Origin of the sequence: Streptomyces europaeiscabiei, from assembly GCF_001550375.1 — a bacterium.
Lineage (GTDB): Bacteria > Actinomycetota > Actinomycetes > Streptomycetales > Streptomycetaceae > Streptomyces > Streptomyces europaeiscabiei.
In genome coordinates this window covers 1-22,387 of sequence record NZ_LRTR01000501.1, presented here as the reverse complement: position 1 = coordinate 22,387, position 22,387 = coordinate 1, and the positions used below count along the sequence as shown (strand labels likewise).

General features: G+C 70.6%; 19 protein-coding genes and 1 pseudogene. 3 read left to right on the top strand and 17 right to left on the bottom strand.

Annotated elements, in window-relative coordinates; translation table 11 throughout:
* Positions 1-499 precede the first annotated feature (499 nt).
* The 14 genes from AWZ10_RS24110 to pgsA form a co-directional block, all read right to left on the bottom strand.
* Positions 500-1,039 (bottom strand): adenine phosphoribosyltransferase, encoded by a 540-nt coding sequence (locus tag AWZ10_RS24110; protein WP_046704895.1) that lies wholly within the window; start codon positions 1,037-1,039, stop codon positions 500-502.
* Entirely contained in the window at positions 1,036-2,130 is a 1,095-nt protein-coding gene (secF, locus tag AWZ10_RS24105; RefSeq protein ID WP_046704894.1) for a protein translocase subunit SecF, read from the bottom strand. Before secF ends, AWZ10_RS24110 begins: the two co-directional genes overlap by 4 nt.
* A 1-nt stretch (position 2,131) precedes the next feature.
* A complete protein-coding gene (secD, locus tag AWZ10_RS24100) occupies positions 2,132-3,910 on the bottom strand; it encodes a protein translocase subunit SecD (protein ID WP_046704893.1) in 1,779 nt (592 codons plus the stop codon).
* Between the two features lie 133 nt (positions 3,911-4,043).
* Complete coding sequence (yajC, locus tag AWZ10_RS24095) at positions 4,044-4,577, bottom strand: preprotein translocase subunit YajC (protein ID WP_046704892.1); 534 nt, start codon at positions 4,575-4,577, stop codon at positions 4,044-4,046.
* Between the two features lie 174 nt (positions 4,578-4,751).
* Complete coding sequence (gene ruvB, locus AWZ10_RS24090; protein WP_037701499.1) at positions 4,752-5,822, bottom strand: Holliday junction branch migration DNA helicase RuvB; 1,071 nt, start codon at positions 5,820-5,822, stop codon at positions 4,752-4,754.
* Between the two features lie 188 nt (positions 5,823-6,010).
* Complete coding sequence (gene ruvA, locus AWZ10_RS24085; RefSeq protein ID WP_046704891.1) at positions 6,011-6,616, bottom strand: Holliday junction branch migration protein RuvA; 606 nt, start codon at positions 6,614-6,616, stop codon at positions 6,011-6,013.
* A complete protein-coding gene (gene ruvC / locus AWZ10_RS24080) occupies positions 6,613-7,206 on the bottom strand; it encodes a crossover junction endodeoxyribonuclease RuvC (protein WP_046704890.1) in 594 nt (197 codons plus the stop codon). The genes ruvA and ruvC overlap by 4 nt, the downstream gene beginning before the upstream one ends.
* 145 nt (positions 7,207-7,351) lie before the next feature.
* The gene (locus AWZ10_RS24075) at positions 7,352-8,104 is read right to left on the bottom strand and encodes a YebC/PmpR family DNA-binding transcriptional regulator (protein WP_046704889.1); all 753 of its coding nucleotides are present in this window, start codon (positions 8,102-8,104) and stop codon (positions 7,352-7,354) included.
* 48 nt (positions 8,105-8,152) lie between these two features.
* Positions 8,153-8,761: a pyridoxal 5'-phosphate synthase glutaminase subunit PdxT gene (pdxT, locus tag AWZ10_RS24070; protein ID WP_046704888.1), complete on the bottom strand. Its 609-nt coding sequence runs from the start codon at positions 8,759-8,761 to the stop codon at positions 8,153-8,155.
* A 6-nt stretch (positions 8,762-8,767) separates the two neighbouring features.
* Positions 8,768-9,685, bottom strand: a complete 918-nt coding sequence (pdxS, locus tag AWZ10_RS24065; protein WP_037701515.1) for a pyridoxal 5'-phosphate synthase lyase subunit PdxS — start codon at positions 9,683-9,685, stop codon at positions 8,768-8,770.
* A 262-nt stretch (positions 9,686-9,947) separates the two neighbouring features.
* Positions 9,948-10,493, bottom strand: coding sequence for a LemA family protein (locus tag AWZ10_RS24060; RefSeq protein WP_060892017.1), 546 nt, complete (start codon positions 10,491-10,493; stop codon positions 9,948-9,950).
* A 207-nt stretch (positions 10,494-10,700) separates the two neighbouring features.
* Complete coding sequence (locus AWZ10_RS24055) at positions 10,701-11,861, bottom strand: glycosyltransferase family 4 protein (protein ID WP_060892016.1); 1,161 nt, start codon at positions 11,859-11,861, stop codon at positions 10,701-10,703.
* Entirely contained in the window at positions 11,858-12,847 is a 990-nt protein-coding gene (locus AWZ10_RS24050) for a phosphatidylinositol mannoside acyltransferase (RefSeq protein WP_046708980.1), read from the bottom strand. The genes AWZ10_RS24055 and AWZ10_RS24050 overlap by 4 nt, the downstream gene beginning before the upstream one ends.
* Positions 12,844-13,581, bottom strand: a complete 738-nt coding sequence (pgsA, locus tag AWZ10_RS24045; protein WP_046708979.1) for a phosphatidylinositol phosphate synthase — start codon at positions 13,579-13,581, stop codon at positions 12,844-12,846. Before pgsA ends, AWZ10_RS24050 begins: the two co-directional genes overlap by 4 nt.
* A 275-nt stretch (positions 13,582-13,856) precedes the next feature.
* Here pgsA and AWZ10_RS24040 point away from each other — a divergent pair, with 275 nt between their 5' ends.
* Entirely contained in the window at positions 13,857-16,055 is a 2,199-nt protein-coding gene (locus tag AWZ10_RS24040; protein WP_060892014.1) for an elongation factor G-like protein EF-G2, read from the top strand.
* Positions 16,056-16,322: 267 nt separating this feature from the next.
* Positions 16,323-17,993 carry a hypothetical protein gene (locus AWZ10_RS24035; protein WP_046708977.1) on the top strand — a complete coding sequence of 557 codons (1,671 nt, stop codon included), beginning with the start codon at positions 16,323-16,325 and terminating at the stop codon, positions 17,991-17,993.
* Positions 17,994-18,180: 187 nt separating this feature from the next.
* Here the strand turns inward: AWZ10_RS24035 and AWZ10_RS24030 are convergent, their stop codons facing one another.
* Complete coding sequence (locus AWZ10_RS24030) at positions 18,181-18,741, bottom strand: HIT family protein (RefSeq protein WP_037701534.1); 561 nt, start codon at positions 18,739-18,741, stop codon at positions 18,181-18,183.
* A gap of 67 nt (positions 18,742-18,808) precedes the next feature.
* Between AWZ10_RS24030 and AWZ10_RS24025 the strand changes: the two genes are divergently transcribed.
* Entirely contained in the window at positions 18,809-19,465 is a 657-nt protein-coding gene (locus AWZ10_RS24025) for a potassium channel family protein (protein WP_046706316.1), read from the top strand.
* A 91-nt stretch (positions 19,466-19,556) separates the two neighbouring features.
* Here AWZ10_RS24025 and thrS read toward each other — a convergent pair whose 3' ends face one another.
* Positions 19,557-21,533: a threonine--tRNA ligase gene (gene thrS, locus AWZ10_RS24020; RefSeq protein WP_046706317.1), complete on the bottom strand. Its 1,977-nt coding sequence runs from the start codon at positions 21,531-21,533 to the stop codon at positions 19,557-19,559.
* 100 nt (positions 21,534-21,633) lie between these two features.
* Positions 21,634-22,387: pseudogene (locus tag AWZ10_RS24015) on the bottom strand (hypothetical protein); the annotation flags it as partial.

Sequence of the window (22,387 nt, the reverse complement as noted above, 5' to 3'; positions counted from 1 at the left end):
GGCGGGCGCGGACTGGGCATGCTCGACCGGGCCCTGCGTGGACGCCGTCGCGGGGTGCGTCGCGTCCTGCGCGGGCTGGGCCGCTTGGCCCGAGGCGGACTCGGGCTTGGCGGCGGTCAGGTGCTGGGCCTCGTCTGCCAAGAGGACTCCTCGTACGCGATCCGGGTCCCCCGGTCAGGCTCCGGAGCACCCATGGTAGCGATCCCGCGTCCCAGACTCGCCTTCAGGCCACTGTGAGGGACGTCTACCCATGGAACGCGAGGGGCGCACCGCGGATTCCTGGGGCCGCCCCGGGGGCGTGCGCAGCGGGGCGGCCGGTGGTCGGTCGGTGCGGTCGTGTGGGTTGCTCGCGCGGTTCCCCGCGTCCCTTCGGCGCGCGCTCGGCGGGCCGGTGGGGTGGCGTAAGGGGGCGCGGGACCGTTCCGTTCACGGGACGACCGCACGTCGGGCGCCCCGGGAAGAATCCCGGGGCGCCCGACGTGCGGTCGTCCGCTGTGTGTCAGACGGTGATCAGGGCCTCCAGCGGGGCCCCGGCCAGCGCGGACTCCAGGCGCTGCCGGCCCGTCAGGAAGGACAGCTCCATCAGCACCGCGACGCCGGCGACCTCGGCGCCCGCGCGGCGGATCAGCTGGAGGGAGGCCTCGGCGGTGCCGCCGGTGGCGAGGACGTCGTCGATGACCATGACGCGGTCGCCCACGGCCAGGTCCTCGGCGTGCACCTCGATCTCGGCGGAGCCGTACTCCAGGTCGTAGGCCTGGCTGAGCGTGGCTCCGGGGAGCTTGCCCGCCTTGCGTACGGGGATGAAGCCGACGCCGGCCCGGATCGCGGCCGGGGCTCCCAGGATGAAGCCCCGGGCCTCCAGGCCGACGATCTTCGTGGCGCCGTGCCGCACGGTCAGTTCCGCCAGCGCGTCCGTCAGCGCGGTGAACGCCGCCGGGTCGGCCAGCAACGGGGTGATGTCCTTGAACATCACGCCCGGCTCGGGGTGGTCCGCGACGTCACGGATGCGGCTGAGCAACAGCTCCTTGATGTCCGTCATCGCCGCTTGCCACCCCGGCCGCGGCTGCGGCTGCCGGACTGGGCGCGCGGGCCGACCACCGCGGGGGTGGCGTCGGCCGACTCGTCGTCGTACTGACCGTCGGCCTCCGGCTCCTCGTCGTGCTCGGCCTGGGCCCGCTTGGCGAGTACGCGCTTCTTGAGCGCCTTCAACTGCGGCTCGCGCTCCTTGAGGTCGGCGACGAGCGGCGTGGCGATGAAGATCGACGAGTAGGCACCGGCCGCGAGGCCGACGAACAGCGACAGCGAGATGTCGTTGAGCATGCCCGCGCCGAGGACACCGCCACCGATGAACAGCAGGCCGGCGACCGGCAGCAGCGCGACCACCGTGGTGTTGATCGACCGCACCAGGGTGCTGTTGATCGAACGGTTGGCGATCTCGGCGTACGTCCAGCGGTTCTGCTTGGTGATGTCCTTCGTCTGCTCCTTGAGGCTGTCGAAGACGACGACCGTGTCGTAGAGCGAGTAACCGAGGATCGTGAGCAGACCGATCACCGTGCCCGGCGTCACCTCGAAGCCGACGAGGGCGTAGATGCCGATCGTGATGGTGATGTCGTGGATCAGGGCGACGAACGCGGCGATGGCCATGCGCAACTCGAACGCGATCGCCAGATAGATCACCACGAGGACCAGGAAGATCGCGAGGCCCTGCCAGGCCTTGGTGGCGATCTGCTCACCCCAGCTGGGGCCGACCAGGTCGGCGTTGATCGTGTCCGCGTCGACCTTGAGGTCCTTGGCGAGCGACTGCTTGATCTCGTCGGACTTGGTCGTGTCCACACCGGAGATCTGGATGCGCAGGGTGTCGTTGCCGAGCTTCTGCACGATCGCGTCGTGGCCGGAGGCCTCCTCCGCGAACGTCTCGGCCTGGGTGACCGAGATGCTGGTCCGCTCCGTGGTGAAGACGGCGCCGCCCTGGAACTCGATGCCCATGCTCAGGCCGCGCACCGCCAGGCCGAGGATGGCCGTGATGGTGATCAGGATCGAGACGCCGTACCAGATCTTGCGGTTGCCGACGAAGTCGTAACCGACCTCGCCGCGGTGGAGTCGGGCTCCGAGGTCACCGAGCTTCGACATCTCAGGCCTCCTTCGGGTCGGCGGGGACGGCGGGACGGCGGGTGCGGCGCAGCGGCGGCCGGGCGCCCAGTCGCTTCGGGTCGAGACCGGACCAGGTGTGGCCGTTCCCGAAGAACTTCGTGCGGGCCAGCAGCGTCAGCAGCGGCTTCGTGAAGAAGAAGACGACCACGACGTCGAGCACGGTCGTCAGACCGAGCGTGAACGCGAAGCCCTGGACCTTGCCGACGGTGACGATGAAGAGCACCGCGGCGGAGAGGAACGACACGAAGTCGGAGACCAGGATGGTGCGCCGGGCGCGCGGCCAGGCCCGCTCGACGGCGGGGCGCAGGGTGCGGCCCTCGCGGATCTCGTCCCGTACGCGTTCGAAGTACACGATGAACGAGTCCGCCGTGATACCGATCGCGACGATCGCACCGCAGACCGCCGGGAGGTTCAGTGCGAAGCCGATGGTCGGGCCGAGCAGCGCCATGAGCACGTAGGTCAGGGCGGCCGAGACCAACAGCGAGGCGATGGCGATCAGCGACAGACCGCGGTAGTAGGCGACCAGGTAGATCATGACCAGGGCCAGTCCGATCGCACCGGCGATCAGACCGGCGTGCAGCTGGTCATCGCCGAGCGCGGGGCTGACGGTGGTGACGCTGGACTCCTTGAAGGTCAGCGGGAGCGCGCCGTACGACAGCATGTTGGCGAGGTTCTGGGCCTCCTCCTGCGTGAAGCTGCCGGAGATCTCGGCCTTGCCGCCGGTGACCGCCGCGCGCACGTAGGGGTGGGAGACGACCTCGTCGTCGAGGACGATCGCGAACTCGTTCTGCGGGGCGGTCTGGCTCGCCAGCTGGCCGGTGATGTCGGCGAACTTCTTCTCTCCCTTGGAGTCGAAGTCCATGACGACCTGCCAGCCGGTGCCGTTCTGGGTGTCGAGCAGCGCCTGGGCCTTCTCGACCTCGGTGCCGTCGACCCCGACCGGGCCGAGCACGAACTTGCTCCAGCTGCCGTTGTCCTGGCCGCAGGCCACGACGATGTCGGTGGTCTTGCCCTTGCCGGCCTTGGCGCGCTGCTTGGGGTCGTTGCAGTCGAGGGCGGTGAACTTGGCCTGGAGCGCCTGGGTCGCCGCGTCGACGCTCGGGCTCGCCGACGGCGAGGCCTTGTCGGAGGCCTTGGCGGACGCGGAGCCGCTGCCGGACGGCGTGGGGTCGGCCTTCAGCGCGTCGGTGACCGCACGGCCCTGGGACGTGGCGGACGACGACGGGCCGGCGGAGTCACCGGACTCGGGCGAGGTCGCCTCGTCCTTGCCGTCGGAGCTCGACGGGCTCGGCGAGCCGCTGCCACTGGGGCTGGTGCTCGGCGAGCCGCTCGGGGTCTGGGTCGCTCCGGCGCCGATCTGGCTCTGCAGAACCGGGCGGAAGTACAGCTTCGCGGTGGTGCCGACCTGGTCCCGGGCCTCTTCGGAATCCGTGCCCTTGGGAATGTTGACAATGATGTTGTCACGGCCCTGGGTCTGGACCTCCGCCTCGGACACACCCAGACCGTTGACACGGCGGTTCATGATCTCTACCGCGGTGTCCATGTTGGTCTTGTTGATCGCGTCGGGCTGGCCGGGCTCGTTGATCGCCGTCAGTGTGATGCTCGTACCACCGGCGAGGTCGATGCCGAGACGCGGAGTGGTGTGTCCGGAGGCGAACATTCCCCCGGTGAGCGCCACAAGGGCGATCAGGATGAGGGCCAGCGCGCGCCCAGGCTTGCTCTGGGCGCTGGCGCTCCGGCCCTTCTTCGGTGCTGCCACCTTCTCGTACTCCCTCTCGGGCCGCCGTGCGCGGGGTCAGCGCGGGGACGGCCATGACTGGTGTCGGGAATCCGGGCGAAAACGGCACGTGCCCGGGGCGCGGGCGGTTCTCGCTCGCACTCCCGGGACGTGACTACTTCGCGTCGGACTCGCCGTCGGTCTTCTTCGGCTCTGCTTCGGCGGCCTTGTCGGCGGCCTTCGACTCGGCGGTCTCGTCGGCGGCCTTCGGCTCGGCGGTCTCGTCGGTCGCGTCGTCGGACGCGTCCTTCTTGCCGAGGTCGATGGGCTTGTCGTCGGAAGCGGCGGAAGCGTCGTCGGAGGGCTCGTCGGTCTCGGTGAGGGAGGAGGCGTCGTCCGGGACGACGTCGGACTTCAGGTCGTGCTCGATGCCGTGGACGATGCGGTTGTACTCCTCGTCGCTGAGGACGGCACCGATGGCGTTCTTGGCGAACAGCAGCTCGACGCCCGGCCCGGCATCGAGGAGCAGCGTGTCCTCGCTGACCTCCTTGACGGTCGCGTACATGCCCCCGATCGTCCGGACGCCGGAACCGGGCTGCAACTGGTTCCGCATGTCGACGGCCTGCTGCTGCTTCTTCTTGGCCGATCGGGTCATCAGGATCATGGCCCCGATGAGCACGATGAACGGGAGGAGGGTCACGAGACTCACGGGTCGGAACTTCCTTCACATGACCGCGATGGCGAGCGGCCTGATGGATGGGGGTATGTGTGCTGCCGACAGGGGCGGCATCGGCGGAGTCTAAGCGAGTCCACCGTGATGGAACAACGCACAGCATGTCACCGGGGTTCCATGACGGGCGAGTACCGCGCCGTCACGAGACGGTCACGCCCCGAACAGGTCCTGTTGTCCGTTTCCGCCGGTCGTACCGCGTGGCGGGGTGAGTCCGAGGTGGGCCCACGCGGCGGGCGTAGCCACCCGGCCACGGGGGGTTCGGGCGAGGAGTCCCTCGCGGACGAGGAAGGGCTCGGCGACCTCCTCGACGGTCTCGCGCTCCTCCCCCACGGCGACGGCGAGCGTGGAGAGACCGACCGGTCCGCCGCCGAAGAGCTTGAGCAGGGCTTCGAGGACGCCCCGGTCTAGGCGGTCGAGGCCGCGGGCGTCCACCTCGTACACGGCGAGGGCGGCCGCGGCGATGTCGCGGGTGATGAAGCCATCTGCCTTGACCTGCGCGTAGTCCCGTACGCGGCGCAGCAGACGGTTGGCGATACGGGGCGTGCCGCGCGAGCGGCCCGCGATCTCGGCGGCGCCGTCCGTGTCGATCTCGACGTCGAGGAGGTTCGCCGAACGGTGGATGACCCGCTCCAGCTCGGCGGGCTCGTAGAACTCCATGTGCGCGGTGAAGCCGAAGCGGTCGCGCAGCGGCGGCGGCAGCAGCCCCGCGCGCGTGGTGGCGCCGACCAGGGTGAAGGGCGGCAGTTCGAGGGGGATCGCCGTGGCGCCGGGGCCCTTGCCGACGATCACGTCGACGCGGAAGTCCTCCATCGCCATGTACAGCATCTCCTCGGCCGGCCGGGACATGCGGTGGATCTCGTCGAGGAAGAAGACCTCGCCCTCCTGGAGGGAGGAGAGGATCGCGGCCAGGTCTCCGGCGTGCTGGATGGCCGGGCCGGAGGTGATGCGGATGGGGGCGCCCATCTCGGCCGCGATGATCATCGAGAGGGTGGTCTTGCCGAGGCCCGGGGCACCGGAGAGCAGGACGTGGTCGGCGGTGGCCCCTCGCGCGCGTGCCGCCCGCAGGACCAGGTCGAGCTGTTCGCGGACCTTCTCCTGACCGATGAACTCGTCCAGGTCCTTGGGGCGCAGGGCGGCCTCGACGGCCTGGTCCTCACCGTCGGCGACAGAGCCCACCAGCCGCTCGGAGGCGGTGTCGTCGGTCGTGTCGTCCCAGTTCACTGAAGCTCTCCTCGCAGGGGCGTGCCGGGTGCGTTCGGTTCGGCCGGGGGTCCGGCCCGCGGCCGGAGGCCGCTTTCAGGTGCTGCGCCCCCGCACAGACACAGCATCGCGCGTGCCTCGCGGTCGCGGTCGGAGCGGGTGGGCCGTACCCGTCGTACGGATTTCGCACGAGGGCCTCGACTCGCCGGTCAGCGGGCTCTGTTGAGGGTCTGGAGGGCGGCCTTCAGCAACTGGCCCACCTGGGGCGTGCCTTCGGCGGCCTCGGCCTGGGGGGCCACGGCCGACACCGCCTCGTCGGCCTCGCGGGTGGCGTATCCGAGGCCGATCAGGGCGGCGTGCAACTGGTCGCGCCAGCCCTGGGTGACCGGGGCGCCGATCGCGGGGGCGCCGATCGGCTCGCCGAGGCGGTCCTTCAGTTCGAGCAGCAACTTCTGGGCGCCCCTCTTGCCGATGCCGGGGACGGCGATCAGCGCCTTCTCGTCACCGGTGGCCACCGCCCGGCGCAGGGCGTCGGGGGTGTGCACGGCGAGCATCGCCTGGGCGAGGCGGGGGCCGACACCGCTCGCGGTCTGCAGCAGCACGAAGACCTGACGCTCGTCGTCGTCCATGAACCCGTACAACGTCAGCGAGTCCTCCCGTACGACGAGGGAGGTGGCGAGCTTGGCCGGCTGACCGAGCCGCAGCGTGGACAGCGTGTTCGGCGTGCACTGCAGGGCCATGCCGACCCCGCCCACCTCGACCACCGCTGTGTCGGGAGCGAGTGCGGCGACCGTGCCGCTGACGAAGGCGATCATGCCGTACGGCCTTTCAGTGCGTTCGATGCGTTCGATGCGCGCGGGGTGTTCGCGGCGCGCGAGGTGTTCGCTGCTCTGGTCGCCTGCAGGGCGACGGCCTGCTGGAGGCGGTTCTGCGCGGGGGCCCGCCAGATGTGGCAGATGGCGAGGGCGAGGGCGTCGGCGGCGTCCGCCGGTTTCGGAGGTGCATCGAGCCGGAGGAGACGAGTGATCATGGCGCCGACCTGAGCCTTGTCGGCGCGGCCGCTGCCCGTGACGGCGGCCTTGACCTCGCTGGGCGTGTGCAGGGCGACGGGGATGCCGCGGCGCGCGGCACACAGCATGGCGACGGCGCTGGCCTGGGCGGTGCCCATGACCGTCCGTACGTTGTGCTGGCTGAACACCCGTTCCACGGCGACGAATTCGGGGCGGTGTTCGTCGAGCCACTGCTCGATGCCCTGCTCGATCGCGACGAGACGAAGCCCCAACTCCACGTCCGCGGGCGTACGGACGACACCGACGCCGAGCATGGTGAGCGGCCGTCCGGCGACGCCTTCCACGACCCCGACACCGCAACGGGTCAGCCCCGGGTCCACCCCCAGTACGCGCACGCGCCCCTCCCATCGATCACCTGTTTGTGCAGGCTATCGGGTGCCACTGACAACAGCCGAGAACGCGACGGGCCGACGGGGTGTGTCCCGTCGGCCCGTCGAAGCCCATCGGCCGTGGAGCCCGTTCGGCTCGGCTCGCGGAGCGCTACGCGTCGACCTTGGCCATGACGTCGTCGCTCACGTCGAAGTTGGCGAAGACGTTCTGGACGTCGTCGCTGTCCTCCAGGGCGTCGATCAGCTTGAAGATCTTCCGGGCGCCCTCCTCGTCCAGCTCGACCTGCATGGTCGGGACGAAGTTGGCCTCGGCCGAGTCGTAGTCGATCCCGGCCTGCTGGAGGGAGGTGCGGACCGCGACCATGTCGGTGGCCTCGCTGAGCACCTCGAAGGCCTCACCCAGGTCGTTGACCTCCTCGGCACCCGCGTCGAGCACGACCTCGAGGACGTCGTCCTCGGACAGCTCGCCCTTGGGGACGATCACGACGCCCTTGCGGTTGAAGAGGTACGAGACCGAGCCCGGGTCCGCCATCGAGCCACCGTTGCGGGTCATGGCGACGCGGACGTCGGAGGCGGCGCGGTTGCGGTTGTCGGTGAGGCACTCGATGAGCACCGCGACACCGTTCGGACCGTAGCCCTCGTACATGATCGTCTCGTAGTCGGCGCCACCGGCCTCAAGACCGCCACCGCGCTTGACCGCGGAGTCGATGTTCTTGTTCGGGACCGACTGCTTCTTGGCCTTCTGGATGGCGTCGTAGAGAGTCGGGTTGCCCTCGATGTCGATGCCGCCCATCCGGGCCGCGACCTCGATGTTCTTGATCAGCTTCGCGAAAAGCTTGCCGCGCTTGGCGTCGATCACGGCCTTCTTGTGCTTCGTCGTAGCCCATTTAGAGTGGCCGGACATCTGCCTGTCTCCTTCGCGTAACCCAACTCCGTACGAACCCGAGAGATCCTACAAGGACTCCGCCGCCCGGTTCGCGCGCACCATCTCGACGAAGAGGGCGTGCAGCCGGTGGTCGCCGGTCAGCTCCGGGTGGAACGACGTGGCGAGGGCGTTGCCCTGGCGTACGGCGACGATGTGGCCGTCGTGCTCGGCGAGCACCTCGGTCCGCGCGCCCACGGATTCGACCCAGGGGGCGCGGATGAAGACGCCCTCCACGGGAGCGCCCTCGACGCCCCGCACGTCGACCGCCGCTTCGAAGGACTCGTTCTGGCGGCCGAAGGCGTTGCGGCGCACGATCATGTCGATGCCGCCGATGGTCTCCTGGCCCGAGCGGGGGTCGAGGATCTTGTCGGCCAGCATGATCAGTCCGGCGCAGGTGCCGTAGACGGGCATGCCGTCATGCACGCGCGCGCGGAGGGGTTCCATCACGCCGAAGAGGACGGCCAGCTTGGAGATGGTGGTGGACTCGCCGCCGGGGATGACGAGGCCGTCCACCTCGGCGAGTTCCTCGGGGCGCCGCACCGGCCTGGCCACGGCATCGGCCGCAGCCAGGGCGACGAGGTGCTCCCGTACGTCGCCCTGGAGGGCCAGGACGCCTATGACGGGGGTGTCGCTCATGGGTGCTTACCAGCCCCGGTTCGCGTAGCGCTCGGCCTCGGGGAGGGTGTCGCAGTTGATGCCGACCATGGCCTCGCCCAGGTTGCGGGAGGCGTCCGCGATGATCTTCGGGTCGTCGTAGAAGGTGGTGGCCTTCACGATGGCGGCGGCGCGCTTGGCCGGGTCGCCGGACTTGAAGATGCCGGAGCCGACGAAGACGCCCTCGGCGCCGAGCTGGCGCATCAGCGCGGCGTCGGCGGGGGTGGCCACACCGCCGGCGGAGAACAGGACGACCGGGAGCTTGCCGAGCTCGGCGACCTCCTTGACGATCTCGTACGGGGCGCGCAGCTCCTTGGCGGCGGCGTACAGCTCGTTGTTGTCGAAGCCGCGCAGCTTGGCGATCTCGTTCTTGATCTGGCGCAGGTGACGGACGGCCTCGACGACGTTGCCGGTGCCGGCCTCGCCCTTGGAGCGGATCATGGCGGCGCCCTCGGCGATGCGACGCAGGGCCTCGCCGAGGTTGGTGGCGCCGCAGACGAAGGGGGTCGTGAAGGCCCACTTGTCGGAGTGGTTGACCTCGTCGGCCGGGGTGAGGACCTCGGACTCGTCGATGTAGTCCACGCCGAGGGACTGCAGGACCTGGGCCTCGACGAAGTGGCCGATGCGGGACTTGGCCATGACCGGGATGGAGACGGCCTCGATGATGCCCTCGATCATGTCCGGGTCGGACATCCGGGCCACGCCGCCGTCCTTGCGGATGTCGGCGGGGACCCGCTCGAGGGCCATGACCGCGACCGCGCCCGCGTCCTCGGCGATCTTGGCCTGTTCGGCGTTGACGACGTCCATGATCACACCGCCCTTGAGCTGCTCGGCCATGCCGCGCTTCACGCGGGCGGTGCCGGTCTCGGGGGTCTGGGCGGAGGGGCTGGAGAGCGTGCTGGACACGGGATTGACCTCGCTCGGGGAAGGGGGTTTCTGCAAGCTCCGAGGAAACGCGAGGGGACCAGGCCACTGCAAGGGCCAATGGGGAGGCGGTGGCTCGTTTTCCGGCACGATCGTGGCTGAGCTGGGCCTTCTTCGCCTCCGCCGCCCCTCCCCGTTCCCGTCCCCAGGGGCGCTGCCCCTTCGCCCCCGAGGGGTGGGTTCTTCGGGTGCGGGTGCGGGTGGGCGGGGGCTGGTCGCGCAGTTCCTCGCGCCCCTGAGGGGGTTACGTGGTTGGTCTTTCCGCGACGGCCGCCGGGGGCTCGTCGTCCATCTCGAAGGCCAGCGGGAAGGGTGCGTGGCCGGCCAGGCGGAACCAGCGGACCGTGCGGTGGCGACGGAGGGCGCGGGCCGCGCGTACGGCGTCGTTGTGGAAGCGGCGGGCCATGGGGACCCGGCGGACGGCCTGGGCCAGTTCGTTCGCGGCGTCCTCACCACCGGGGGCCTCGCGCACCACCTCCATCTGCTGCGCGTCCGCGAACACGGCCCGCAGCGCCTGGCTGAGCTCGCTCTCGGCGACCTCGCGCTGTTCCTCCTCGGCCTGCCGCGCCGCGTGCGCCGCCTCGTAGAGGACGATCGAGGCGGCCGGGTCCAGCACCCCGGACGTGGCCAGCTCCTGGGCGACCGAAGCGCGGCGCAGCAGCTGCGCGTCGAGCGCGGCGCGGGCGGCGTCGATGCGCGCGTGCAGTCGGTCGAGGCGTCCCGCGGTCCAGCTCAGGTAGAGGCCGATCGCGAAGAGGACGACCGCGATCCAGATGAGTGTCGAAGTCACGGGCGGCAAGGCTACTACCGGTGTCCACCACAGCCACGTACGAGTTCAGCGCCCCGCCAGGGGCGCGGGGAACCGCGCGACCGGCCCCACACACCCGCGGCGAAGAACCCACCGCGGCGGGGGTCCGGGGGCGCAGCCCTCAGGGATGGGACGGGTAGGGGCGGCAGGGGCGGCAAGGGTGGCAAGGGCGAAACGCAAAGCCCGGCATCAGTCCCGGGCGAACCCCAACCGCGCCCGCAATCCGGTTCGTTCGTCCGCCGCCACCGAGGCCGCGCCCTCCGTGACGGTCTCGTAGACGCCGAGAATGTCCGCACCGACGGTCGACCAGTCGAACCGCCGGACGTGGGCGCTGCCCCGCTCGCGGAGCTCGGCGCGCCGGCCCGGGTCGCCGAGCAGGCGTACGGCGGCCGCCGCCAGGGCGTCCGCGTCCTCGTTGGCGAAGAGTTCGCCCGCGCCGCCCTGGTCGAGGACCTGGGCGAAGGCGTCGAGGTCGGAGGCGAGGACGGGGGCTCCGGCGGACATGGCCTCGACGAGGATGATGCCGAAGCTCTCGCCGCCGGTGTTGGGGGCGACGTAGACGTCGACGCTGCGCAGGAAGCGGGCCTTGTCCTCGTCGCTGACCATGCCGAGGAACTCGACGCGCGGGCGCAGCTCCTTGGGCAGCGTCTCGACGGCCTCCTCCTCGTCGCCGCGCCCGGCGACCAGCAGCCGGGTCCGGGGGCGCTCGGCGAGGATCTTCGGCAGGGCCCTCATCAGTACCGGCAGGCCCTTGCGGGGTTCGTCGATGCGGCCGACGAAGCCGAGGGTCTCGCCCTGCCAGTCCGGGTTGGGCTTGGCGCGGGCGAAGAAGTCGACGTCCACGCCGTTCGGGATGACGACCGCGTCGCCGCCCAGGTGTTCGACGAGGGTGCGGCGGGCGTACTCGCTCACCGCGATCCGCGCACTGATCTTCTCCAGCGCGGGCTGCAGGATCGGGTACGCGGCGATCATCGCCCGGGAGCGCGGGTTGGAGGTGTGGAACGTGGCGACGATCGGACCCTGCGCGGCCCAGCAGGCCAGCAGGCCGAGCGAGGGGGAGGCCGGCTCATGGATGTGGATCACGTCGAACGTGCCGTCGTGCAGCCAGCGCCGTACCCGGGCCGCCGACAGGAAACCGAAGTTCAGGCGGGCCACCGAGCCGTTGTACGGCACCGGGACCGCGCGGCCCGCGGAGACGACGTACGGCGGCAGCGGGGTGTCGTCGTCGGCGGGGGCGAGCACCGACACCTCGTGGCCGAGGCGGATGAGGTGGTCGGCCAGGTCGCGGATGTGGAACTGGACTCCCCCGGGCACATCCCAGGAGTACGGGCAGACGATCCCGATCTTCACGGGCGTCCCTTCTCGGAACCGGGCTCCGTGGCCGTCTCGGAACCGCTGTCCGAACCCGTCGCGGGGATCGCGGGGCCGTCGGGGCTCTTCGCGGGGTCCAGGTCCGCGAGCCACAAGCGCTGGAGCATGTGCCAATCCTCCGGGTGGTCGGCGATGCCGGTGGCGAAGGCGTCTGCCAGCGCCTGTGTCATGACAGACGTCTTCTCGGCGCGGGTACCTGTCTCGGGTACCTCGATCGGGGCGTGCACGCGGCCCCGCATGACGGGCGAGTCGTCGTACCAGAGCGTCACCGGCAGCAGCAGCGCGCCGGTCTGCTGGGCGAGGAGGGCCGGCCCGGCGGGCATCCGGGCCGGCTCGCCGAAGAAGTCGACCTCGACGCCGGACGCGGACAGGTCGCGGTCGGCCACCAGGCAGACCATGCCCCCGTCGCGCAGCCGCCGTGCGAGGGTGCCGAAGGCGGAGCCGCCATTGTGCGGCAGGACCTCCATGCCCAGGCCCTCGCGGTAGGCGACGAAGCGGTCGTAGAGCGTCTCGGGCTTGAGGCGCTCGGCGACCGTCGTGAACGGGGTCTTCAGCTCGGTGGTGGCCCAGGCGCCGGCGAGGTCCCAGTTGGCCAGGTGCGGCAGCGCGAGCACGACGCCCCGGCCCGAGGCGAGGCCGTCGGTGAGGTGGTGCACGTCCTTGCAGTCGAAGCCGGTCCTGATGCGCTCCTCGCTCCAGGCGGGGAGGCGGAATGACTCCATCCAGTAGCGCAGGTAGGAGCGCATGCCCGCGCGGGACAGCTCGGCGAGGCGCTCAGGGCTCGCGCCCGGCACCACGCGCGCGTAGTTGGCCTCCAGCCGGCGCACGAGGGGGCCGCGCCGCTTCCAGGTGGCGTCGGCGATGGTCCGGCCGAGGCGCACGGCGACGGGCTCCGGGAGCTTCTTGACGGTGCCCCAGCCGAGGCCGTACAGCCCGTCGGTCAGCCGCTCCCGCAGAGCGCTCACGGGGTCGCCTCGCTGTTCCGGGCGGTGTCGGGCGCCTCCTGGGCGGCCGCCTCGGCCTCGGCCTCGGCCTCGGCGGACTCGCGGCGGACGGTGACGACACGCTGGATCAGCGTGACGAGGCTGCCGACGGCGACGATCCACAGCGCGATGGGCAGCAGGACCTCGATTCCGGGCACGCCGAACGCGTGCAGGCCCGAGAGTCCGGCCGCGACCAGCGAGATCACCAGGCGCTCGGCACGCTCCACGAGTCCGTTGACCGCCACCGGCAGACCGATCGACTCACCGCGCGCCTTGGTGTACGACACCACCTGGCCGCTCGCCAGACAGAAGATCGAGACGGCGCACAGGGCGAGGTCGTCGCCCTTGCCGGCGTACCAGAGGGCGAAACCGCCGAAGATCGCGCCGTCGGCGACCCGGTCGAGCGTGGAGTCGAGGAAGGCGCCCCAGCGGCTGGAGCGGCCCATCTGGCGGGCCATGTTGCCGTCGACGAGGTCGGAGAACACGAAGAGGGTGATGACGATCGTGCCCCAGAAGAACTCGCCCCGGGGGTAGAAGACCAGCGCTCCCGCGATCACTCCGGCGGTGCCGAGGAGTGTGACCGTGTCGGGGCTCACGCCCCTGCGGATCAGAAACGCGGCGAACGGTGTGAGGACACGCGTGAAGAATGCACGCGCGTACTTGTTCAGCATGGCCTTCCCGAGGGTCGGTGTCGCCGCGTGGCCCCTGCTGGCCATCCGGCTGGCCCATCGTAGCCACGCGCGCGCGTGTGCGACCGTCGGGCATCAGCCCGCCGTGTCTTGTCCTGATGGCGCCGGTGGCACGGCGGGATCGCGCAGCGGGCGTACCGGGCCGTACCCGGGCCGCGGGGAGCGATCGCGTCCCTCGTATGGACGCGCGGTGACGCGGGTGCAAAGCTCGAAGGCACCGCGGGCGTCATCGGAGCCGCCACCGCACGCGGATCCGCATGTCCGCGCCCACAGTGACCTCACCGTGCACGGGAGGCAGGACCATGGGCGACAAGGCGAACGCACACCCCGGAGCCGCCGGCAGGGCTACGGCGGCCGACCACCCCGCGTCCGTACGGAATGTGGTGCTGGTCGGCCACTCCGGATCGGGCAAGACGACTCTGGTGGAGGCTCTCGCGCTGACGGCGGGAGCGGTGAACCGGGCGGGCCGTGTGGAGGACGGCGGCACCGTCTCCGACTACGACGAGATCGAACACCGGCAGCAACGCTCGGTGCAGCTCTCCCTCGTCCCCGTCGAATGGGGCGGGTACAAGATCAATCTTCTGGACACACCCGGATACGCCGACTTCGTCGGGGAACTCAGGGCCGGTCTGCGAGCGGCGGACGCGGCCCTTTTCGTGGTCTCGGCCTCGGACGGCGTCGACGGCTCGACCCGCATGGTGTGGGAGGAGTGCGCGGCGGTCGGCATGCCACGGGCGATCGTGGTCACACATCTGGAGGCCGCGCGGGCGGACTTCGAGGAGATGACCAGGATCTGCGCGGAGACGTTCGGCGGGGACGACCCGGACGCCGTACTGCCGCTCTATCTGCCGCTGCACGGTCCGCAGGGCCCGGACGGGCACGCGCCCGTGACCGGGCTGACCGGGCTGCTGTCGCAGAAGCTGTTCGACTACTCCTCCGGTGAGCGCAAGGAGTCCGAGCCGGGCCCCGAGCAGCTGCCGACGATCGAGGAGGCCCGCAACCGGCTCATCGAGGGGATCATCGCCGAGAGTGAGGACGAGACCCTCATGGACCGCTATCTCGGCGGCGAGGAGATCGACGTCACGACCCTCGTCGACGACCTGGAACGGGCCGTCGCCCGCGGGGTCTTCCATCCGGTGCTGGCCGCCGCCCCCGCGGCCGACGGTGCCAAACAGGGCCTCGGCACGGTCGAACTCCTCGAACTGGTCACCGGCGGCTTCCCCACTCCCCTGGAGCGCGAGACGCCCGCGGTCACCACCCCCGAGGGCACGCCCCGCGAGATCAAGGCGGCCTGCGACCCGGACGGACCACTGGTCGCCGAGGTCGTGAAGACCGCCAGCGACCCCTACGTGGGCCGTATCTCGCTGGTACGGGTCTTCTCCGGGACCCTGCATCCCGACGAGACGGTGCACGTCTCCGGGCACGGGCTCACCGACCGGGGGCACGAGGACCACGACGTCGACGAGCGGATCGGCGCCCTGTCCACACCGTTCGGGAAGCAGCAGCGGACGCTCACGCACTGCATCGCGGGCGACCTGGCGTGTGTGGCGAAGCTGAACCGCGCGGAGACCGGGGACACCCTTTCGGCCAAGGACGACCCGTTGCTCATGGAGCCGTGGGAAATGCCCGACCCGCTACTGCCGCTCGCCATCCAGGCACACAGCAAGGCCGACGAGGACAAACTCTCCCAGGGGCTCGCCCGGCTCGTCGCCGAGGACCCGACCATGCGGCTCGAACAGAACCAGGACACCCACCAGGTGGTCCTGTGGTGCCTGGGCGAGGCGCACGCCGACGTGGCGCTGGAACGGCTGCGCAGCCGGTACGGCGTCCAGGTCGACGTCGTACCGCACAGGGTCTCCCTGCGGGAGACGTTCGCCGACAGGTCGGCCGGGCGGGGCCGGCATGTGAAGCAGTCCGGCGGACACGGGCAGTACGCGATCTGCGAGATCGAGGTGGAGCCGCTGCCGGGCGGCTCGGGCATCGAGTTCGTCGACAAAATCGTCGGCGGCGCGGTGCCGAGGCAGTTCATCCCGTCCGTCGAGAAGGGGGTGCGGGCGCAGGCGGCCAAGGGCGTCGCGGCCGGCTATCCGCTCATCGACGTACGGATCACGCTGCGGGACGGCAAGGCGCACTCGGTGGACTCCTCGGACGCCGCGTTCCAGACGGCGGGCGCACTGGCGCTGCGCGAGGCCGCGGTGGACGCGAAGATCCACCTCCTGGAGCCGGTGGCCGAGGTGTCGGTCCTGGTCGGCGACTCGTACGTGGGCCCCGTGATGAGCGACCTGTCCGGGCGGCGTGGCCGGGTCGTCGGCACCGAGCAGGCGGGCGGCGGGCGCACCCTCGTCCGGGCCGAGGTACCGGAGATCGAGATCGACCGGTACGCCGTCGATCTGCGCTCCCTGTCCCACGGCACCGCGCGCTTCGGCCGCCGGTACACGCGGCACGAGCCGATGCCCTCCCATGTGGCCGAGAAGGTCCGCGAACAGACCAAGGAGCACTGACGGTTCGGGATCGAGGGAAGGTCCGGCGTCCTGTCGGCGGACGGCTCCGGCCGTCCGCCGACGGCTGTGGGGCGGGACAAGGTCGGTGCACGGCCCGTGGATTGAGTGAATGTCCGTTCTTCGCACCGCGCGATGTCCATGGCTGCGGATACGCTGATCACCTGATCGACAAGTATGGCTCGATCAGGACCGGATCGGGTTATGACCTGATCAACAGGTGTGCGGAGCACGGAAGTCGGGAAGAGCCGCAGGAGCGAGTGTGCGGCGATGGGGGCGGCGGCGGTGGCGGACAATTTCGATTTCACTCCCGGGGCACAGGTGCCGCTGACGGGCACCGCGGGCCAGACCGCGGCGACGTACGCCCTGGCGTCCGCGGCCTACCGGGACAACGAGATCGCGGAGATCCTCAAGGCCAACAACGACTGGCACAAGTCCACGGTCAAACCGGGCCGCAAGTGGGCGACCATCTTCCGGCCGAACCTCGGGGAGGCGTTCTCCCTCGCGGTGCGGGACCGGATGGTCGGCGCGGGCCGCAAACCGCTCATCCAGTCGTTCGGCATGGAGCCGCAGGTCGTCGTCGAGCACTGCCTCGCGGCGAACAACATCCGCCGGGAGCGCGACAACTGGCTCTCGGCGGTGATGGTCCTGTGCGGCCTGCTCTTCCTGCCCGGACTGCTTCTCTGGCTGCTGGTCTTCCAGATCCGCACGACGGTCGCCAAGCGTGACAAGCGCGCCGGCGCACTCGGCACCACGCTGCTGGTCGCCGTGGGCGCCCTCGCCGTGATCTTCCTGCTCAAGATGCCGTTCGAGGGCATCTGGGCCTGGTACGCGCGTGCGTGCGTCGTGCTGCCGGTGGTCGGCTGGTTCTGGGCCAAGCAGATCTGCGAGCGCGCCGCCACGGATCTACGGGACCGCTGGTCCGGCCTGCTGGCCGGCGGTGGCGTCGGGGCCAAGATCCCCGAGGCCGTGCCCGGCAGCCCCAACGAGACCAAGGCCGAGCAGCTGCGCAAGGAGCTCGCCCGGCTCAGCGCAGAACAGCGCTCCAACCTCGTCTTCTACGCCGGCCCCAAGGGCATCCTCGGCATGGGCACCCGCTGGGGCGCCTGGCAGCTCGCCGAGGACCTCGTGCCGGCCGACTCCGGCAAGGAGATCCACCCGTTCCGCAGCTGGGACGTCATACGCTCCATCCACGACCAGCTGCGCATGCTGGAGCGCACCCCTCTCAACACCGGTGGTTTCACGGCGCCCTCCATCAAGCACTGGGTCGTCAGCCCCATCGGCGAGGGCGCCGGCGCGGTGGCCAGGCCCGACAGCACCGACGTGGACGCCTACCAGTACAAGAACCACGCGATACAGGAGATCTGCAACAAGCAGCACTTCGGCAGTGGCAACCGGCACTACCTGGGTGTCCAGTGGACTCTGTGGGACGGCCAGTTGATCATCACCATGATGGTCACGGTCACCGTGCTGCACCAGACGCTGCGCATCGAGGTCACCGGGCACGCCCTGGGCCCGGTGCACGGACTGTTCACGACCGGGCCGGCGGCCAAGGAGAAGGAAGTCCAGAAGTCGCTGAGGTTCTGGGAGACCCGCAAGGTGAAGCTCCCCCTCGTCGACGCGGACGAGGTCGTACGGCTCGCCGCGCGCGCCCCGCTGACCTGGTATCCGCCGCTGCTCAACTGGCTCGGCGGCTCCATGGGCCTGCCCGAGCCGTTCGGCCTGCGGCACGCCTGGGCCGACCAGCCGTGGCGGCACCGCTTCATGGCCGACGACGCGCTGCGCGCCGCCACGCCCGTGCTCCGCGTGGTGCACAACGCCGCGATCAAGGTCCTCAAGGACAACGGCGTGGACACCGAGAAGTTCGGCTCGCGGGCCGGGTTCCTCAGCGGGGCGGTGCAGGACCCGACGCCGCGGAAGGCCGACCTCTACGACGCGTGAGCGCCGCGCTCGCTCGGCAGGACGAGGGGGCGCGGGGTTGGGGTTCGTTGTCGGGTGCGGGTCCGGTGGGGGCCGGTCGCGCAGTTCCCCGCGCCCCTGAAAAGCAGAGGGTTGCGCCCCGTGCTTTTCGGCCCGCAGGACCGTCGTCCTCCAGGCCCGCAGCCGATACGACCACCTGCCCCGGCGCTCACACCGTCGGCCAGGCCTCCGCGAGCATCTTCCTCGTGTCGGCCAGGAGTTGGGGCAGGATCCGCGTGTGGCCGACGACCGGCATGAAGTTGGTGTCGCCGCCCCAGCGAGGGACGATGTGCTGGTGCAGATGGGCCGCGATGCCCGCTCCCGCGACCGTCCCCTGGTTCATGCCGATGTTGAAGCCGTGGGCGCCGGAGGCGGTGCGCAGGGCGGTCATGGACTGCTTGGTCAGCTCGGCCAGCTCGATGGTCTCCGGCCCGGTGAGATCCGTGTAGTCGGCGACGTGCCGGTAGGGCACGACCATGAGGTGGCCGCCGTTGTACGGGTAGAGGTTGAGCACCGCGTACACGTGCTCCCCGCGCCTGATGATCAGGCCGTCCTCATCCGATTTCGCCGGAATCGAGCAGAACGGACAGCCGTCGTCGGCGCCGGGGCCGGTCGGCTTGTTCTCACCCTGGATGTACGCCATCCGGTGGGGCGTCCACAGGCGCTGGAACGCGTCCTGCGTTCCCACTCCGATCTGCTGCTCCGGCTCACTCGTCATGCAGTGCAGCATATGACTTCGCCCGTTCGCGGCGTGTCGCCGGGTACCGGGGCGGGACGGGCGGGGCCAAGCTGAGGCGATGGACCTCGACAGCCGCGCGCTCCGCTGGGAGCAGCGCACCGGACGCGTCCTCGCCGGGGCGTCGGCCCTCTTCCTCGCCTCGTACACGGTACGGGTGCTCGCCCACGACCTCCCCCGTGGCTGGCTCGACCTCTGTCTGGCGGTGACCCTGCTGACCTGGACGGTCTTCGTCATCGACTACGCGGTGCGCTGGCGGCTGAGCGGGCTGGGCCCGAGATTCGTCCGCGTGCACTGGCTCGACACGCTCGTGGTGGTACTGCCGCTGCTGCGGCCCCTGCGCGTGGTGCAGATCCACGACAAAGTGCAGCGTCGCCACGACCGGCCCCGGCTCTCCCTGCACGCGCGCGTGGCCGTCTACGCGGGCCTGTCGGCGACCCTGCTCGGCTTCACCGCCGCCCTCGCCGTCTACCAGCAGGAGCACACGGCCCCCGGCGCGACGATCCTGACCTTCGGGGACTCCGTGTGGTGGGCCTGCGCCACGCTCTCCACGGTGGGGTACGGGGACGCCACACCCGTGACCCCGATGGGGCGGCTGATCGCCGTGTTCCTGATGGCCTGCGGTCTCGCGCTGCTCGGAGCGGTGACGGGGTCGTTCTCGTCGTGGCTGCTGCAGGTGTTCGCACGGGAGGACGAGCGAAGGCCCCCGGGAAACTGAACCCCGGGGGCCTGTCGATCACGCGCTCGCCTGCGCCGCGTCACCCACGTGCTCCCGCACGCCGCACCACGCCGCCCGCAGGCCGTACCCCTCAGATCTGGACGCGGTCCTCCACGACCTTCGCGATCTTCGCGATGGCCTCCTCGACGGGGATGCCGTTCTCCTGGGAGCCGTCGCGGTAGCGGAAGGAGACGGCGCCGGCCGCCATGTCCTCGTCGCCCGCGATGACCATGAAGGGCACCTTGGCCTTCTGGGCGTTGCGGATCTTCTTCTGCATACGGTCGGAGGAGGCGTCGACGTCGACGCGCAGCCCCTTCTTCTTCGCCTCGGCGGCGAACTTCTGCAGGTACTCCACGTGCGCGTCGCCGATCGGGATGCCGACCGCCTGGACGGGCGCCAGCCAGGCCGGGAACGCGCCCGCGTAGTGCTCCAGGAGGACGGCGAAGAAGCGCTCGATCGAGCCGAAGAGCGCGCGGTGGATCATGACCGGGCGCTGCTTGGAGCCGTCCGGGCCGGTGTACTCCAGGTCGAAGCGCTCGGGCAGGTTGAAGTCGAGCTGGACCGTGGACATCTGCCAGGTGCGGCCGATCGCGTCCTTCGCCTGGACCGAGATCTTCGGACCGTAGAACGCCGCGCCGCCCGGGTCCGGGACGAGCGGGAGGCCCTGCTTCTCGGCGACCTGGCGGAGCGTCTCCGTGGCCTCCTCCCACGCCTCGTCCGAGCCGACGAACTTCTCCGGGTCCTTGGTGGAGAGCTCCAGGTAGAAGTCCGTGAGGCCGTAGTCGCGCAGCAGGTTCAGGACGAAGGTGAGCGTCTTGTCGAGCTCGTCCGCCATCTGCTCGCGGGTGCAGTAGATGTGCGCGTCGTCCTGGGTGAAGCCGCGGGCACGGGTCAGGCCGTGCACGACGCCGGACTTCTCGTACCGGTACACGGTCCCGAACTCGAAGAGGCGCAGCGGCAGTTCACGGTACGAGCGGCCGCGCGCGTCGAAGATCAGGTTGTGCATCGGGCAGTTCATGGGCTTGAGGTAGTAGTCCACGCCCTCGTCGAGCTGCATGGGCGGGTACATGCCGTCGGCGTACCAGTCCAGGTGGCCCGAGACCTCGAAGAGCTTCCCCTTCGTGGCGTGCGGGGTGTAGACGAACTCGTACCCCTCCTCCTCGTGGCGGCGGCGCGAGTAGTCCTCCATGACCCGGCGGATGATGCCGCCCCTGGGGTGGAAGACGGCGAGGCCGGAGCCGATCTCGTCGGGGATGGAGAACAGGTCGAGTTCGTTGCCCAGCTTGCGGTGGTCGCGCTTCTCGGCCTCGGCGAGGAAGTCGAGGTGCGCCTTCAGCTCCTCCTTGGAGGGCCAGGCGGTGCCGTAGATGCGCTGGAGCATCGGGTTCTTCTCGCTGCCGCGCCAGTACGCGGCGGCGTTGCGCATCAGCTTGAACGCCGGGATGTTGCGGGTGGTGGGCAGGTGGGGACCGCGGCAGAGGTCCTTCCAGCACAGGTCACCGGTCTTGGCGTCCAGGTTGTCGTAGATCGTCAGCTCGCCGGCGCCGACCTCGACGTCCGCGCCGTCGTCGGAGGAGGCCGAGCCCTTGAGGCCGATCAGCTCCAGCTTGTACGGCTCGTGTCCCAGCTCCTCGCGGGCGGCCTCGTCGGTGACGACGCGGCGCGAGAAGCGCTGGCCGCGCTTCTGGATCTCCTGCATCTTCTTCTCGACGGCCTTGAGATCCTCGGGCGTGAACGGCTTCTCGACGTCGAAGTCGTAGTAGAACCCGTCCCGGACCGGCGGGCCGATGCCCAGCTTCGCCTCGGGGTACAGCTCCTGCACGGCCTGGGCCATGACGTGCGCGGTGGAGTGGCGCAGGATGTTGAGGCCGTCCTCGGAGGAGATCTCCACGGCCTCGACGGTCTCGCCGTCCCGCACCTCGTACGCGAGGTCCTTCAGCTCACCGGCCACGCGGGCGGCGACGACGGTGCGCTCGCCGGCGAAGAGGTCGGCGGCCGTAGTGCCCGTCGTCACCACACGCTCGTCCCGCTCGGAATCGCGTTGGATGATCACACGGACGTCGGACACCGGTTTCTCCTACCTGAAGGGGTGGCCCGGTCGTCTGCTGCGCCTGGGCCATTGGGAAGGATCGTACCGAGCCCGGGGTGCTCCTCGCGAAACAGATACCTCAGTCCCCTCCGCAGGCCTCCTCGAAGAAGGCCGTGATCTCCGCGGTCTCCTGGAGCGACTTCATCAGCCGGTCCCGCTCCGCCTCGTCGACCTGCACGGGTGCGATCCCGTCGGCGTTCGTGAGCCGCCGGAACCCGCCCCGGCTCTCCAGCCGCCCGTGCACCCGGACCGGCAGTCCCACGAGATGGGCCTGCCCCGCTATCCGGTACGACTCCTCGTCCAGGGTCATGCGGACGTGCGGGACCTCGGCGCCGGCGATGACCCGCATCCGTACGGTGCCCTCGCCGCGCGCCCCCGACCGGCGCATCCGCACGACGGCCCCGGTGATCCGCACCGGCATCGAGGGTTCCTCGCGCAGATAGCGGGCCCCGGCCTCGCGCAGCACGGGCAGGTCGCCCGGTGAGAACTCGACGGGCTCGGCCGGTGTCGCGCCCCCCTCGGGGACCCCGGCGGCAGGCGCCCAGTCGACGGCGACGCGGGCGCCCTCGGTGCCGCGGACGAGGGTGACGAGGGCCTCGGTCAGCTCGTGGCTGACCCCGGCCTCGACAGCGCCGTCGAAGGCGTCCATGCCGCCGGTGGCGCGCTGGTAGTCGATGGCCTCGCGGGTGGCGTACAGGGCCTGGTGGAGGCGCAGGGCGAGGGGGCGGCCGGTGGCCACGGGGACGAAGGCGGTGAGGCTGCGGCCGCCGGGAGCGGCGCCGACGAGGACCCTGTCGAGGGAGGCCGCGGCGGGCAGGCGGTGCCGGGCGCCG

Bases quoted from the DNA above. Each gene is read 5' to 3' on its own strand.
- ruvA (WP_046704891.1), bottom strand. From the start codon at position 6,616: ATGATCGCCTTCGTCAGCGGCACGGTCGCCGCACTCGCTCCCGACACA.
- AWZ10_RS24040 (WP_060892014.1), top strand. From the start codon at position 13,857: ATGGGCGACAAGGCGAACGCACACCCCGGAGCCGCCGGCAGGGCTACG.
- AWZ10_RS24110 (WP_046704895.1), bottom strand. From the start codon at position 1,039: ATGACGGACATCAAGGAGCTGTTGCTCAGCCGCATCCGTGACGTCGCG.
- AWZ10_RS24025 (WP_046706316.1), top strand. From the start codon at position 18,809: ATGGACCTCGACAGCCGCGCGCTCCGCTGGGAGCAGCGCACCGGACGC.
- AWZ10_RS24030 (WP_037701534.1), bottom strand. From the start codon at position 18,741: ATGCTGCACTGCATGACGAGTGAGCCGGAGCAGCAGATCGGAGTGGGA.
- secF (WP_046704894.1), bottom strand. From the start codon at position 2,130: ATGTCGAAGCTCGGTGACCTCGGAGCCCGACTCCACCGCGGCGAGGTC.
- AWZ10_RS24075 (WP_046704889.1), bottom strand. From the start codon at position 8,104: ATGTCCGGCCACTCTAAATGGGCTACGACGAAGCACAAGAAGGCCGTG.
- AWZ10_RS24035 (WP_046708977.1), top strand. From the start codon at position 16,323: ATGGGGGCGGCGGCGGTGGCGGACAATTTCGATTTCACTCCCGGGGCA.
- pdxT (WP_046704888.1), bottom strand. From the start codon at position 8,761: ATGAGCGACACCCCCGTCATAGGCGTCCTGGCCCTCCAGGGCGACGTA.
- pgsA (WP_046708979.1), bottom strand. From the start codon at position 13,581: ATGGCCAGCAGGGGCCACGCGGCGACACCGACCCTCGGGAAGGCCATG.